Below are 15,327 nucleotides of genomic sequence, written 5' to 3'. Positions count from 1 at the left end.
CAGAAAACAGTATACGTACGTGCACTATAGTCATTCCACTATAAAAGTATTACTGCATTAACCTCGCTTGAAGTATCACATATACATCTTCACTCGGTTGCCTTGTACTACTTTCAAATTGAATCGACTATAAGGTTCTCATGGAGCTTTTTATCAACACTTGATTTAGACAATCAATATAGAAAAGGAAGTCATTTATGTCTAACGATAATTTAATGTTTACCGCAACAGAACATGGTCAAGCCATGCATGCCAAAGTCAAGGCGTTCATTGAAACGCAAATTGAGCCAATCGAAGCGCAATTTTGGGAAGATTGTCATAAGAAAAACCCTGATGGTAATTGGGAAAACTGGGAGTGGCCTGAAGCCTATGAAAGTCTACGTAAACAGGCGCGTGAGGCTGGCTTGTGGAATTTATTCTTGCCTGATGAAACGTTAGGTGCAGGGCTTTCGGTAACTGATTACGCGCCTATTGCAGAGCTAACTGGTCGCAGTTTGCTTGCGCCCCATGTATTCAACTGTAATGCGCCTGACAGTGGTAATATGGAGCTATTGTGGCGCTATGGCACCCAAGAGCAGCAAGACAAGTGGCTCACGCCAATCCTAGAAGGTAAGACGCGTTCTGTGTTCTGCATGACTGAGCCTGATGTGGCATCAAGTGATGCAACCAATATGCAAGCAACAGCCGTAGTCGATGGTGATGAGATTGTCATTAATGGTAGCAAATGGTGGTCATCTGGTCTTGGTGATCCTGCCGTTGATATTTTAATTGTCATGGCATACACCGCTGATGAGAGTGCAGACCGTCATCATCAACATTCGATGGTACTAGTACCAGTAAAAACAGCGGGTGTGAACATCAAACGTATGCTTAAAGTATTTGGTGATTATGATGCACCGCACGGTCATGGTGAGATTAGCTTTGATAATGTACGCGTGCCAGTCAGTCACTTTATTGGTGGACCAGGTAAGGGCTTTGAGATTGCACAAGGGCGTCTAGGGCCAGGTCGTATTCATCATTGCATGCGTTGTATTGGCGCTGCTGAAAAATCTCTAGAACTGGCTGTTAAGCGCGGCATGTCACGTACTGCTTTTGGTAAGCCATTACTAGAATTAGGCGGTAACTTTGAGCGTATCGCCGAAGCTCGTATTAAGATTGATCAAGCTCGTTTGATGACCTTATATGCTGCACAGAAGATGGATGCGCACGGCACCAAAGCAGCATTGACTGAAATCTCCGCTATTAAAGTCGTGGCGCCAACTGTATTACAAGAAGTCGTCGATATGGCGATTCAGATTCATGGTGGTATGGGCGTCTGTCAAGACACGTTGCTACCGAACTTCTACTCGCAAGCACGTGTGCTACGTTTAGCTGATGGTCCTGATGAAGTACATAAAACCATGATTGCCAAACTAGAACTCAAACGTCAGGGCTTTAGACGTTCGACTAAATCTGATAAAGCTTAATCTTAACAAATGGTTGTGTGAGTCAGTCTTGATCTGCTCATGCAACCTTTATTAAAAATAAGCAAATCGTAATGCTAATTGAAAATTCACTATTAACGACTTAGTAGTGAATTTTTCATCACTAGAGTGACTCCTCATTCTTAACCCATTTAGATGACTATCGATTGAATTGAGGACTAGCTCGCATATCTGTTATAAAAATAAAAGACCACATGATAAGGAATGTCTCATGGCAACTGATAATAAAGTACTAGACCAAGGCGGCGTGGTACGTGAGGGTGAAGAGCTCGATGCCCAAGCGGTTAGTGAGTGGCTTAGAGGCCAAGGTGTCGATGTAGTAGGCGAGCCTACCGTCACTCAATTCTCAGGTGGCGCATCAAACTGGACCTATTGCTTACAGTACGAAGGCAATGACAAAAATCAAGATTTGATACTGCGTCGTCCACCAAAAGGCACTAAAGCCAAATCTGCCCATGACATGGTGCGTGAATATACCGTTCAAAAAGCCTTAAAAGAAGCTTATCCCTACGTACCTGAGATGATCGCGCTATGCACTGATGAAGCTGTCATCGGCGCTGATTTCTATGTGATGGAGCGTATGGAGGGGATTATCCCTCGTGCAGAACTACCAGAGGGTATCGATCTAGATCCGGAGCAAACTCGTATACTTTGTACCAATGTTTTGGATGCTTTGGTAGAGCTACATCAAATAGATTATACCGAGCACCCTGATTTGGTGAATTTGGGTCGCGGTGATGGCTACTGTGAGCGTCAAATCAGTGGTTGGGATAAGCGTTATGTCAAAGCGAAAACCCCCAATGTACCTAGCTTTGCGCTAGTCAGAGAGTGGCTTGCCAAGCACACACCTGCTGATAGCAAAACCTGTATTATTCATAATGATTGGCGTTTTGACAATGTGATACTTGATGTGGCTGACCCCACCAAAGTCATCGGTGTGCTCGACTGGGAGATGGCAACGCTTGGTGATCCATTGATGGATTTGGGTAGTGCATTGGCTTATTGGATTGAAGAAGATGACAATGTCGTGATGCAGCAGTTCCGTCGTCAGCCCACCCATCTAGAAGGCATGATGACACGTGATAAAGTGGTTGCTTATTATCTAGAGAAATCTGGATTAGAGATAGACAATTGGACTTTCTATGAAGTATTCGGCTTGTTCCGCTTGTCAGGTATTATCCAACAGATTTATTATCGTTATTACCATAAGCAAACGACCAATTCTGCTTTCAAAGATGCGTGGCTTGCCATACACGTGATGCATGCTAAATGTCTTAAATTAATTGCGCAATACGAAGGTGAGACACTGTTTAATGAGTACGTCCAGCCACATTTAGAAGACATAAGCGCAGATGCTGCTGCTATCGAGCAGTTACCAAGCACTGTTCAACAAGTTGTTAAAAGTATTTTACCGAAAGGTTATTTTGCAAAAGCATCTCATTCTCCAGAAGCCTAAGCGCTCAGAAAACCGCATTTTAGCAAATATGATAAAAGGTAATAATTTATGACAACTATACTTTTAGCACGTCATGGCCAAGCGTCTTTTGGGCAAGAGAACTATGATCAACTCTCAGAGCTGGGTGGTATTCAGGCACAAATGCTGGGCCAGCACTATGCGACAACCCAGCGCCGTATCGATGCGATATTTACTGGCAGTTTAGTAAGGCAACAAGACTCTGCACGGCATTTTTTAGCACGTTATCAATTGTCTATTTCTTCTAATGAGAGCAACAGTGTGCCTGTGTTGCCTATCATGAATACAAATGAGCCAGATAGTTATATTCTGCCGCAATTTGATGAGTTTAATCACAAAGACGTATTTATTAAATCTGATCCTGACTTTATGAATAAAGGTGCGATTACGGCTGAGGTGGCTAAATCAGAGGTGCCAGCCACGCGTTTGGCTGAGCTATTTGATCAGGCAATGCAGCGCTGGCATGGTGGCGATAATGATCAGGACTATATTGAGAGTTGGCCACAGTTTAATAACCGTGCACAGCAAGCGCTTGAACAGGTACGCGCACAAGCAGCAAGCTTAGGGTTAAGTCGTGATAGTACTGTGTTGGTATTCACCTCAGGTGGTGTCATTGCAGCTATCACTGCACAGCTGCTCAAGCAAGGCAGTCAGACGGCTTATCAATTGAATAAAAGCTTGGTCAATACTGGGGTAACCTCGATCACATTCAAAGATCAAAGTACTCGCTTGATGTCACTCAATGAATATAGTCATTTGTTCTCTGATGGTAATTCTTTTGTGACGTGGCGTTAAGCTAGCAACCAGTAAATAGAGTTAAAAGCAAGGTAAAGCGGTTGCTTAAGATAGGTAGCGGCACTTTATTTGATTAAGAGTAGCCATCATAATTGTTGAATACTATGAATTTATTTTGATCACTGACAAAACCAACCTAGAAATTTGCGATATGATAGATTATTGTTTTGATCTCATGTCGATATGAAAAGGACTGTCCATGCAAAATAGATTGATAAATTTAGTCACCAAAAGCGCTAAACAACGTAAAGATGAGATAGTCGGTGCCATTCAGCCATCACGTTATTTACGAAAATTAAATAAGCAGCAGGTTGGACGCGATAAAACCGTGCTCATTACGGGTGCGAGTTCAGGTTTGGGTGAGGGGATGGCCAAACTCTTTGCTAAACTTGGCTACAACCTTGCGATATGTGCTCGTCGTATCGATCGCTTAGAGAGTTTACAGTCAGAACTAGTAGCGGAGTATCCGAATATCCGTGTTGAATACCGAGCTTTAGATGTCAGTGACTACGATGCGATCTTTGAGGTGTTTGATGCATTCGCGACTGATTTTGGTCATATCGACAAAGTGGTTGTGAATGCAGGTGTTGGCGAAAGCCGCCGGATTGGTAAAGGTCGGTTTGAGACGAACCGCCGCACGGTTGAGATTAACTTTATCTCAGCATTGGCGCAATGTGAAGCTGCCATGAATATTTTTCGGGCGCAGAGTAGTGGTCATCTAGTGGTCATATCAAGCATGTCAGCTATTCGTGGAATGCCCAAGCATTTGACAGCCTATGGCGCTAGTAAAGCTGGCTTGGCGCACTTAGCAGAAGGCATTCGTGCTGATATGCTATTAACTAAATTACCTATTAAAGTTTCTACTATCTACCCAGGCTATATTCGTACTGAAATCAATGAAAATGCGAAGCCACTGCCGTTCGAAGTAGATTCCGATACAGGTACCAAGGCAATCGTTGCGGCAATTGAAGCTGGTGTTGATGAAGCTTGTGTACCAAGTTTGCCATGGTCGATCGTGGGACAGGCAATGAAGCATATGCCACTGCAGGTAATTAACAAAGTAAACAAATAACTATAATCAACGCATTACACAGAATAAAAAAAGCCCTTTACCTAATAGGTAAGGGGCTTTTTTTATTCTTTCTATTTTTAAGTGTATAGCGCTTAAAACTTAAAGGGTTTGAGGGTTGTCTGATATATGTTTTTCACGTAGTTTTTGACGCAGGACTTTACCAACAGCACTCTTTGGCAGTTCACTCACAAACTCAATATGACGTGGGCACTTATATCCAGTTAAGTTTTCCAATGCAAATTCTTTAATATCACTTTTGGTGACATTGTTGTCTGCAGGAACGACATAAATTTTAACTGCTTCGCCTTGATGTGCATCAGGAATACCAATGACTGCGCAATCAACAATAGCCTTACAATCTAGCATGACAGATTCAATTTCATTCGGGAAGACGTTGAAACCTGAGACTAAGACCATGTCTTTCTTACGATCAAGTAGGGTGATATAGCCTTTTTCATCCATGCTAATAATATCGCCAGTGCGGAAATAACCATCACTGGTAAAGTCATTGCTACTGTCTTTGTTGAAATAGCCTGAAGTGACGTTAGGGCCTTTAATGCACATTTCACCCGCTTCATTTAGACCCATACGTTTGCCGTTCTCATCGACCACGATGACATCAACACTAGGAACTGGTATGCCAATAGTACCGTTGAATTTACGGTCAGTGATGACGTTGGCAGTACCTGCAGCTACTCCTTCAGTCATACCCCAACCTTCAACCATAGGGCAGCCAGTGACTTCAAGCCAGCGTGATGCTGTTTGCTCAGTTGCTGCCATGCCACCTGCTTGAGTGATACGTAATGAGCTAAAGTTCAAATCCTTAAAGTTTGGCTGATCGAGCAAACCCTTGAACAAAGTATTAACCGCTGGGAAAATATGGAACGGTTGCTTTGATAATGTTTTGATAAACCCTGGCATATCGCGCGGATTGGGTATCAATATAAAGGTGTAGCCCGAGCGCATACCGAGCAGACTCAGCATAAACGCAAATATATGATATAGCGGCAGCGCCATAACCATATTGATATAAACCTCATTAATATTTGAGGTGACAGGACGGTACCATGCTTCTGACTGCATAGCAGCAGCAACGACGTTGCGCTGAGTTAAGACAGCACCTTTAGATAGCCCCGTTGTTCCGCCCGTATATTGCAGAATGGCTTTTTGTTCCATGGTGGCTTTTGGTGACTGAACAGGTAAATGCTTACCTTTTTTGAGCACTTCAGGAAACTTAGTAACATGGTACTTAGGATCATTAAGATTATATTTAGGAACGAGGCGTTTGACCTGACGGATAACTGTATTGACCAAGATGCCTTTTAGCCCCATCATATCACCCATTTTTGAGAGGACGATGCGCTTGATATTGGTCTCTTCGATGACTTGCTCAAGTGCTTGGGCAAAGTTATCCACCACAAAAATGACCTGAGCGCCCGAATCATTTAATTGATGGCGCAGTTCTCTACCAGTATAAAGTGGATTAATAGGGGTACATACATATCCTGCACGCAAAATACCAATCATCGTAGGCAGGTACTGTGGAACGTTTGGCATCATCATTGCCACCACACTACCTTTTGGAATGCCTTGTGCTTGTAACCATGCCGCAACTGCCAGTGATGCCTTATCGACATCGCCATAGGTATGAGTAACGCCCATACAAATAGTCATTGGATGCATACGGAAACGCTCAAAACATTCCTCATACAGCTCTATAAGGCTAGTATACTGATCAGGATTAATGGTTTTGGGTACGTTTTGTGGGTATTGAGCAAGCCAAGGTTTATCTACTGTCATACTTAAAGTCCTTAAGTGTTGAAATAAGTTAAGGTTCTATAGAAAAGTAGTCACATCCGTGTCAACAATATATATCATTGCTAAAAAAGCAATGAATTGTCGAGTGACATCATAGTGATTCACAGACTGCTAGAATAGGGTGGCCTTTACATATATAAAGTTTTTAACTACAAATTGATTTAACCACAATGGGTAGAATCGGAGTAGATTAAACGGCAGGTTGTTATCTTTATTACTGTAAAAATGAAGTAACTTGTTTTAGCAATACAGTAACATAACTACAATTGATTTCGTTATGGCAATACAAGAACTTGATAGTTTATAATTAAATTTGATAAAAACAACAATATATGTTGCAACATATATTTGGATAAACGGTTATATATAATGATAAACGGCTTTTTTTCTAGAAAAATGTTAAATTATTATAACAATAATCTTTCTGGTAATACAGTTAGCTGCATAATTACTTTAATAAAATTGTTACAGTTCTGAAATTTTGTTTATAGAAATGATTGGCTTTTCATAAAAAAAGCGCTCTATATTGAGATAGAACGCTTCTATATTATTGATGCTTTATTTACCGTTGTGGATTGTCTGCCTGATGCTTTTCACGCAGTTTTTGACGCAAGACTTTGCCGACATTGCTTTTTGGTAGCTCGTCAATGAACTCGATATAACGCGGACATTTGTAGCCAGTCATATTGTCTAAAGCAAATTCTTTGATATCACTTTTGGTGACATTGTTGTCCGCAGCGACGACATAAATCTTAACCGCTTCGCCCTGATGTTCATCTGGGATACCAATGACTGCGCAATCAACAATATCATTACAATCCAGCATCACAGATTCAATCTCATTCGGGAAGACGTTAAAACCTGAGACTAAAACCATGTCTTTTTTGCGATCAAGTAGGGTGATATAGCCTCTGTCATCCATGCTGACAATATCACCAGTACGGAAATAACCATCACTGGTGAAGTCATCACTACTGTCTCTGTTAAGGTATCCAGAGGTAACATTGGGGCCTTTGATGCACATTTCACCCGCTTCATTCATACCAACACGATTACCTTCATCATCAACCACAATGATATCAACGCTTGGGAGCGGCAAACCAATAGTGCCATTAAATTTGTGATCCGTCACAATATTAGCCGTACCTGCAGCTACTCCTTCAGTCATACCCCAACCTTCAACCATAGGGCAGCCAGTCACTTCAAGCCAGCGTGCAGCTGTTTGCTCAGTCGCAGCCATACCACCCGCTTGAGAGAGACGTAGTGAACTAAAATTTAAGTTTTTAAAGTTTGGATTATCCAGTAAACCTTTATATAAAGTATTAACCGCTGGCAATATATGGAATGGTTGCCTTGATAGTGTTTTGACGAAGCCTGGTATATCACGTGGATTGGGTACCAATATAAAGGTGTAGCCGGAACGCATGCCTAACATACTCAGCATAAACGCAAATATATGATATAGCGGCAGGGCCATAACCATATTGATATAAACCTCATTAATCTCTGAGGTGATCGGCCGAGTCCATGCTTCTGACTGCAAGGCTGCAGCAACGATATTACGCTGCGACAAGATAGCACCTTTAGACAGTCCAGTCGTTCCACCTGTGTACTGCAAAAAGGCTTTTTGACTTAATTGCATGGCTGGTTTATGGAACGGAAGAACTTTACCTTTTTTGAGCACATCAGGAAATTTGGTCAATTCGTACTTAGGGTCGTTCAGCTTATATTTAGGAACGAGGCGTTTGATCTGACGGATAACTGTATTGACCAAAATACCTTTTAGTCCCATCATATCGCCCATTCTTGAGAGGACAATGCGCTTAATATTGGTTTCACCAATGACTTGCTCAAGCGCTTGGGCAAAGTTATCAACCACAAAAATAATCTGCGCGCCCGAATCGTTTAACTGATGGCGCAATTCTCGACCAGTATAGAGTGGGTTAATAGGGGTACATACATATCCTGCGCGCAAAATACCAATCATCGTAGGTAGGTACTGTGGAACGTTTGGCATCATTAACGCAACGACGCTGCCTTTAGGGATGCTTTGTGCTTGTAACCATGCTGCAACTGCCAGTGATGCTTTATCAACGTCACCATAAGTATGAGTAACGCCCATACAGATGCTCATAGGGTGCATACGGAAACGATCAAAGCACTCTTCATATAGGTCTATGATGCTGTTATATCTATCGGGATTGATCGTCTTAGGCACAATATTAGGATAATGGGCAAGCCATGGTTTATTCGGCGTCATAGTCAGCGTCCTTGAGGTTTACTATTTAAAGTTGTGATATGGCAGTCGTATCCGTGTCAATGATGCTCATCAGCGCTGACGTGATCGTTTGCTGTTGAGAGTGATAATTTCTTATCGATTGACTGACTGATGGATTTATCTTGTTGTTATATAATGCGATCTAGATATCATTTAAAAACGAAGATCGTTCGATAGAATGATTTTTAGAAAGTATAATTTATCATTAAGGAAATTGAAAAAATAGGTATCTTCATAATAATAAAAATATTTTATACCATTAAAATTTTAAAAAACAAATGAACCTCCAATGAGTACATTAGCATGAGTATTATTAGAAGTAATATGAAAATGAAATACTAATCAGTACATAAATTAAAATCAAATATATGACTAATATTAAATATATAGAAGTATGTTTAAAACATGAGGTGATTTTTATAACTGGACATTAATACCGCAGTATTTAAGGTAGGATAAACTGATGTTTCTTATTAAAAAAGCGTCGATAGATAAGCAGTGCATTTATTGTACAGCCGAGCGTGCTACTCACACATATCAAAAACATGGTCACAATCTGATAGCGAACCGCTTGAGTAGGATCGGCACCAGCAAGGATTTGACCTGTCATCATCCCCGGTAAACTGACAATACCGACGACTAACATTGAGTTTAGCGTTGGCGTCATGCCGTTGATGATCGCAGCACGTATGGGCTCGTGTACGGCTTCAAATGGTCGCGCAGATAAGCTGAGCATCATCTCGATGCGCTCGCGTTGCTCATGAAAAAATTCAATTAACTGGTTGCTGGTCAAAGAGATGGCAGTGAGCGAGTTGCCCAGTATTAAGCCTAGTATAGGAATAATAAATTGCGGTGTGTACCAAGGCTGCACCCTCAAAATAATGATGATGGCGATTGCCGTAACGAATACTGCTGAAGTGCTGACTGCGATAAACGTATCGTTGAGCAAACCTTTGTAGCTGCGTTTAACTCGGTTTTTGGCAGCGCTGCCTGCAATTAAGGTCATGATGGTTAAAATTAGGAGTACTTCGTACCATTGTTCACGTGCAAAGATCCATGCCAATATCAAACCAATGAAACTGAGCTGGACCACCGTACGAATAGCAGCAGTTAATAGTATCTTAGTCAGATGCAGGCGCAGTCGCCATGATATAAGGAGTACGATGAGAATTAGACTACTCGCTAGGGCGACATCCCCGTAACTCAGAACCATCTGCATATCATCCGTACTACTCATAAGTGCTCATTATAGTTAATCCTCTATAAATTGGATACGGTGTCAGTCTCGCTTAGTCTACTACTTGTAGCACTTGCACTCGGCTTTTTTGTATCCAAATTCTATTGAACCGACTATATTATAATATAAATATCAGGTAGAGCCAGTCAGTTCAGACATGACATGAGGGGAGGTGTTGATTGGATATCAGATATCGGTACTAAAACACTTCGGTTAATACGCCTGCTTGCATATGCCAATGATGATTGGCTAGTGGCATGATATCCTGCGTATCATGAGTGACCCATAATAATGTGCGCTGCGTATCTAGTTGTAGCCATCTCATAAGTAGCTGTACCAGCTGTACCGAAGTGTCAATATCTAAAGCAGCTGTAGGCTCATCTAGTAATAAGACCTGCGGATTTAACTGTAAAAGGCGTAGGGTATTGACCAGTTGGCGCTCACCACCTGATAATTGATTGGTATCTTGCTGTAAAAAATCAGCGTTCCGTTGCAAGTGTTCGAGCTGTGCGATATGCCAATCTATATCAAAACTGCGATGCTGGTGAGCTTGTAGGCGATAGGGCGTTTTTAGGTTATCAATGACACGGCCTTCTAGCAGTTGCGGGTGCTGTGCGAGTAGGGCAACTTGCATGCGCCATCGTGTGGGCAATGTATCGTGGACACTCTGAGGCGCATTGATGTTTGATGCATCCTCATTATTGAGATAGACGTCACCGTTGCTCATTGGCAATAGTCCTGCTAATACCCGTAACAACACAGATTTCCCACTACCAGAAGACCCTGTCAGTACCGTTACTTGTCCTGATAGTAGTGTACCAGTCCCACCATTTATCAATACTCGCTCATGAGCGGGTAAGCCAGGATCTGGCTTTACTATTTTTCTTAGTTTTTTAGACCATTTTTGATAAATATTAAATGGTATAAAGGGGTTTGTTTGAACGCTAGTGACATTGCTAGTGACATTATCAGACGCATTGTTAGATACATTGTCAGAAGAGAATGAGGTCGCTGTACGTCTGCTGTGTACCCAAATATTTTTGAATGTAAGCATAACTTCAAACTCACCCTTATTATGATGCACGCTCATCTATTAGGATTATTGACTACCCATTTGCTCGCTAATAGCTTGCTCGATAGCACTACGTAATTTTTGTGGTACACGGATAGGACGCATGGGCGCATTGCTCGCAGCGGTAGCGTCTGATTTATCAGTAGATATAGCTTCTGCTTGAACTTGGTTTTGTACACAGGCAATAACGATTTTAGCGCTACTCAATACACTGTTGCTCGTATTGATGTTACCAGTAGCGTCGCTATTTGCTATGTGACGATGGATGCTTTGATGGAAAATCATACTGGCAGGTTTTAATTCGACTTTGTCTACACGCACATTGATCACTTCATCTAAGAGAATAGCTCGTTTGTATTGCAAGTCTGCCTGACTCACGACAAAATGCTGTATATCACCATTGTCCGTCTGTAAGAAATAACCATTTAAACCAAGTTGGCCAAACCAATCACGGCGGCAGTTTTCAAAAAACACCAAATGATTGGCATGGTAGACTATACCGCCGGCATCAGTATGGTTAATATAGACGTTATAATCTTTAGCAAACAATGGCGTAATTGTATTGGTTCCCGTTGATGTTGCAGTGGAGTTTTTGCTATTAGTCGTTGTCATAATTATGCTCAGTATTTTTTATCAGTATAAATGGTTTAAAGTTTTTGCTTAACAAAGGTCAGGGCGTGTCTTCAATTCACTTGATAGTCATCTAAATGGGCTAGAAATGGCTAAATATTACCAAACATCGTCAAATAGCTGGTTAATATCCCGATATTATCTACGCTATTTTCTTGTTTGACGGCAATTTATCTCATTTTTATCACCGTTTTTAAAATGAAGACACACTCTAGTATTGCCTTTTGAATAAATAACGATGCAGTTTTTTAATAGAGTTTTGACGATAATAAAGTGTCATTCAAAACTATTATAGAAATAACAATTAATAAGAAGAGCTACTCTAGCTCAAGATATCAGGACACGCAATAGTTAGGTTGCGCTCCGTCTGTTATCATATAGTCATTCCACTATAAAAATATTACTGCGTTAACCTCGCTTGAAGTATTCAATATACATCGACACTCGGTTGCCTTGTACTACTTTTAAATTGAATCGACTATAGTGGTTTTTATCTTTTGCCTCTCAACTATTTGTATTAGCACCGTATTTCATCAATCAGTATAGGATAATTTATGACCCGTTTTGTCAGTTTTAATATTAATGGTATTCGTGCTCGCCAACATCAGCTTGAGGCTGTGCGAGACGTCATCGATCCTGATGTGATGGGTCTGCAAGAAACTAAAGTACATGACGAGCAGTTTCCCTTAGAGAACATAGAAAGCTTGGGCTATCACGTAGAATATTTTGGTCAAAAGGCGCATTATGGTGTTGCACTCTTGTCTAAAGTGGCGCCTATTTTTGTGCAAAAAGGCTTTCCGGGTGAAGAGGAAGAAGCGCAAAAGCGTTTTATTCATGCCCGCTATGAGTTTGAAGGACGTGAAGTTGATGTGCTCAATGGCTATTTTCCGCAAGGAGAGAGCCAAGACCATCCAACCAAGTTTCCGATGAAGCGTGCTTATTATGCAGATTTAATGGCTTATATTGATACATTAAAAGCAGAAGGTCGCTCTCTCGTGGTTATGGGAGATATGAATATCGCTCCAGAAGATATCGATATCGGCATCGGTGAAGTCAATGCAAAGCGCTGGCTCAAAAACAGAAAGACTTCATTTTTACCAGAAGAGCGTGAGTGGTATAGTGCATTGATGTCGCGTGAGCTGACAGATACGTATCGTTTGCATTATCCAGAAAGCACTGAGCTCTATAGCTGGTTTGATTACCGCAGTCGCGGTTTTAATGACGAGCCTAAGCGCGGACTACGTATCGACCATATTCTGTGTACTGCAGACCTAGTTGAAGCATGTGTTGATGCAGGTATCAGCTATGATCTGCGCGCTATGGAAAAACCGTCTGACCATGCACCAATTTGGTCGGCATTTGACTTAAAAAAACAGTAGCACTGTTATAGTATTTATCAAAACATAGTCTATAAATCATAATAAGACTTGAACAATAAGGATGTAATGATGGCTGTCGGAAATATTGAAGTACCCAATACGATCTATCCTATCGAAGGTATCAAGCTAAGTGCGACTGCAGCGGGTGTGCGTTATAAAGACCGTGATGATTTAGTCGTCATAGAGATAGCGGATAATGCAACCACTGCGGTTGTTACTACCAAAAATACCTTTTGTGCTGCACCTGTGCGTGTATTGCGCGAACACTTCGCTAAAGCCAGCCCTCGCTATTTGGTGACCAATACAGGTAATGCCAATGCAGGGACGGGCGCTGATGGTAAGCGTCGTGCTGTCGATATCTGTGCTGCACTGGCTCATAAAGCTGGTGTAGATAGCAATGCTGTATTGCCATTTTCTACAGGTGTCATTGGCGAGCCATTAAATAGTGACGCAGTGATCGCAGGCTTAGACAATGCACTTGCCAATCTTGGGGCTGATAACTGGCTTGCAGCAGCCAATGGTATTCGTACCACTGATACGATTCCTAAGCTTGCCAGCCAAAAAGTTGATGTAGCGGGTACCAGTTATCACATAACAGGTATGTCAAAAGGCTCAGGCATGATACGCCCGAACATGGCGACCATGTTGGGTTATGTGGCAACTGATGCCAATATCGCTGCTGACTTATTGCAAGAGATGCTAAGCGCCATCAATGAGCAATCTTTTAACCGCATCACTGTCGATGGTGATACCTCTACCAATGACTGCTGTGTATTGATAGCCACTGGCGCTGCTAGCTCAGAAGTGATCGATAGCCCAGAACATCCGCATTATCAGTCAATATTTACGGCGTTGACAGAAGTATTTGTGCGTTTGGCGCAATTAATCGTGCGTGATGGAGAGGGTGCAACCAAGTTTATGACAGTGAAAGTCACTGGTGGCCAGACAACGCAAGAATGCTGCGATGTAGCATATGCAGTGGCGCATTCACCACTCGTAAAGACTGCATTCTTCGCTAGCGATGCCAATTGGGGTCGTATCTTAGCGGCAGTTGGTTATGCGGGTATCGAAGATTTAGATACAGAGCAAGTCGACGTGTATCTGGATGATGTGATGATTTGTCAAAGTGGTGGTGTTGCGCCTAGCTATACGGAAGAGGCGGGCAAGACAGTCATGAGTCGTCCTGAGATTACTATTCATATCAATCTTGCACGCGGCAATGCTAGTGATACGGTGTATACCTGCGACTTATCTTATGATTACGTTAAGATAAATGCTGATTATCGTAGTTAGAATTTATTAAAGTAAATACATTGTTGATTGAGCCAGAATGACTATCATTCTGGCTTTTTGCTGTCTGACGCCTGCTCGGTATCAATTAGCCCTACTAGTTAATACGTGTCATTAACATCAGTTGCAAAAGCTGACGTTACTTTACAAAGCAGTTATAGAGAGATGGAGAGCTTGCGACTTATACTAATTTCAGTAAATAACACATGGCAAGACTTTTGAACTTTGATGATTTACTTGTTAATAACACATCTACTTTGCCGTGCTTACTGTTACAAAGATTAGCTATTACAAATATTAAATGTTAAAAAAATAAATTTAGACAAGCTACTTATAATTAATAACAACTCACTGAGGGTTTTATAATGAAAAAACTTGCACTTGCAGCATTGATGACGACTTTTGCACTTTCTGGTTGTTCTACTATGGACAATGAACGTACGATGGTTGTTGAAGGCCAGCCTATGGATGTAAAAGTGGTCAATATTCCAAGTTTTGAAGTAGAAGTTGCACCGCGCAAAGCCGTATGTGACCTTACCGCAACTGATGGCTCTATGGTTGAATCTCAGTGCCTGCAGTATCGTCAAACTTATCAGAAAAACTACACCACTTTAAACGGTAATATCCAGGGCTTTACCTATGAGCCAAACTATCGCTATATGCTCGATATTCGTCAAGAAGCTGTGACTGAAGAAGGTTCTAACGTCGTACAGCCAGTTTGGATTTTGAATGAAGTTATCTCAAAAACTGCTGAGTAAAAATTACTTGGTTTAATAAGTGTTTTATACCCTCACCATA

Annotated in this window: 12 protein-coding genes; 7 read left to right on the top strand and 5 right to left on the bottom strand. The window is 41.6% G+C overall.

What is annotated here, in order from left to right:
* The first annotated feature begins 215 nt into the window (after positions 1-215).
* The 4 genes from I6E61_RS08765 (at position 216) to I6E61_RS08750 (ending at position 4,825) form a co-directional block, all read left to right on the top strand.
* Positions 216-1,466 carry an acyl-CoA dehydrogenase family protein gene (locus I6E61_RS08765; RefSeq protein ID WP_227685760.1) on the top strand — a complete coding sequence of 417 codons (1,251 nt, stop codon included), beginning with the start codon at positions 216-218 and terminating at the stop codon, positions 1,464-1,466.
* A 229-nt stretch (positions 1,467-1,695) separates the two neighbouring features.
* Positions 1,696-2,940, top strand: coding sequence for a phosphotransferase family protein (locus I6E61_RS08760; protein WP_197133329.1), 1,245 nt, complete (start codon positions 1,696-1,698; stop codon positions 2,938-2,940).
* A gap of 48 nt (positions 2,941-2,988) precedes the next feature.
* Positions 2,989-3,753 (top strand): histidine phosphatase family protein, encoded by a 765-nt coding sequence (locus I6E61_RS08755; protein WP_197133326.1) that lies wholly within the window; start codon positions 2,989-2,991, stop codon positions 3,751-3,753.
* Between the two features lie 199 nt (positions 3,754-3,952).
* On the top strand, positions 3,953-4,825 hold the full coding sequence (locus tag I6E61_RS08750; RefSeq protein WP_197133324.1) for an SDR family oxidoreductase: 873 nt from the start codon (positions 3,953-3,955) through the stop codon (positions 4,823-4,825).
* A gap of 99 nt (positions 4,826-4,924) precedes the next feature.
* Here I6E61_RS08750 and I6E61_RS08745 read toward each other — a convergent pair whose 3' ends face one another.
* The 5 genes from I6E61_RS08745 to I6E61_RS08725 form a co-directional block, all read right to left on the bottom strand.
* The gene (locus I6E61_RS08745; RefSeq protein WP_197133321.1) at positions 4,925-6,625 is read right to left on the bottom strand and encodes an AMP-binding protein; all 1,701 of its coding nucleotides are present in this window, start codon (positions 6,623-6,625) and stop codon (positions 4,925-4,927) included.
* A gap of 580 nt (positions 6,626-7,205) precedes the next feature.
* Complete coding sequence (locus I6E61_RS08740; protein ID WP_197133318.1) at positions 7,206-8,903, bottom strand: AMP-binding protein; 1,698 nt, start codon at positions 8,901-8,903, stop codon at positions 7,206-7,208.
* Between the two features lie 463 nt (positions 8,904-9,366).
* Entirely contained in the window at positions 9,367-10,158 is a 792-nt protein-coding gene (gene fetB / locus I6E61_RS08735) for an iron export ABC transporter permease subunit FetB (RefSeq protein WP_197133315.1), read from the bottom strand.
* A 199-nt stretch (positions 10,159-10,357) separates the two neighbouring features.
* Positions 10,358-11,212 (bottom strand): ATP-binding cassette domain-containing protein, encoded by an 855-nt coding sequence (locus I6E61_RS08730; RefSeq protein WP_197133313.1) that lies wholly within the window; start codon positions 11,210-11,212, stop codon positions 10,358-10,360.
* 45 nt (positions 11,213-11,257) lie between these two features.
* Positions 11,258-11,842, bottom strand: coding sequence for a thioesterase family protein (locus tag I6E61_RS08725; protein WP_197133311.1), 585 nt, complete (start codon positions 11,840-11,842; stop codon positions 11,258-11,260).
* Between the two features lie 572 nt (positions 11,843-12,414).
* Here I6E61_RS08725 and xthA point away from each other — a divergent pair.
* From xthA to I6E61_RS08710, 3 genes are all read left to right on the top strand, one after another.
* Positions 12,415-13,239, top strand: a complete 825-nt coding sequence (xthA, locus tag I6E61_RS08720; RefSeq protein WP_197133309.1) for an exodeoxyribonuclease III — start codon at positions 12,415-12,417, stop codon at positions 13,237-13,239.
* A gap of 69 nt (positions 13,240-13,308) precedes the next feature.
* The gene (gene argJ, locus I6E61_RS08715) at positions 13,309-14,532 is read left to right on the top strand and encodes a bifunctional glutamate N-acetyltransferase/amino-acid acetyltransferase ArgJ (RefSeq protein WP_197133307.1); all 1,224 of its coding nucleotides are present in this window, start codon (positions 13,309-13,311) and stop codon (positions 14,530-14,532) included.
* A 362-nt stretch (positions 14,533-14,894) separates the two neighbouring features.
* Positions 14,895-15,287 (top strand): DUF4377 domain-containing protein, encoded by a 393-nt coding sequence (locus I6E61_RS08710; protein ID WP_197133305.1) that lies wholly within the window; start codon positions 14,895-14,897, stop codon positions 15,285-15,287.
* Positions 15,288-15,327: the final 40 nt, after the last annotated feature.

This window comes from Psychrobacter sp. NZS113, from assembly GCF_015864825.1.
GTDB lineage: Bacteria > Pseudomonadota > Gammaproteobacteria > Pseudomonadales > Moraxellaceae > Psychrobacter.
The sequence above is the reverse complement of the archived record's forward strand: the minus strand, read 5'-3'. Positions and strand labels throughout refer to the sequence as shown.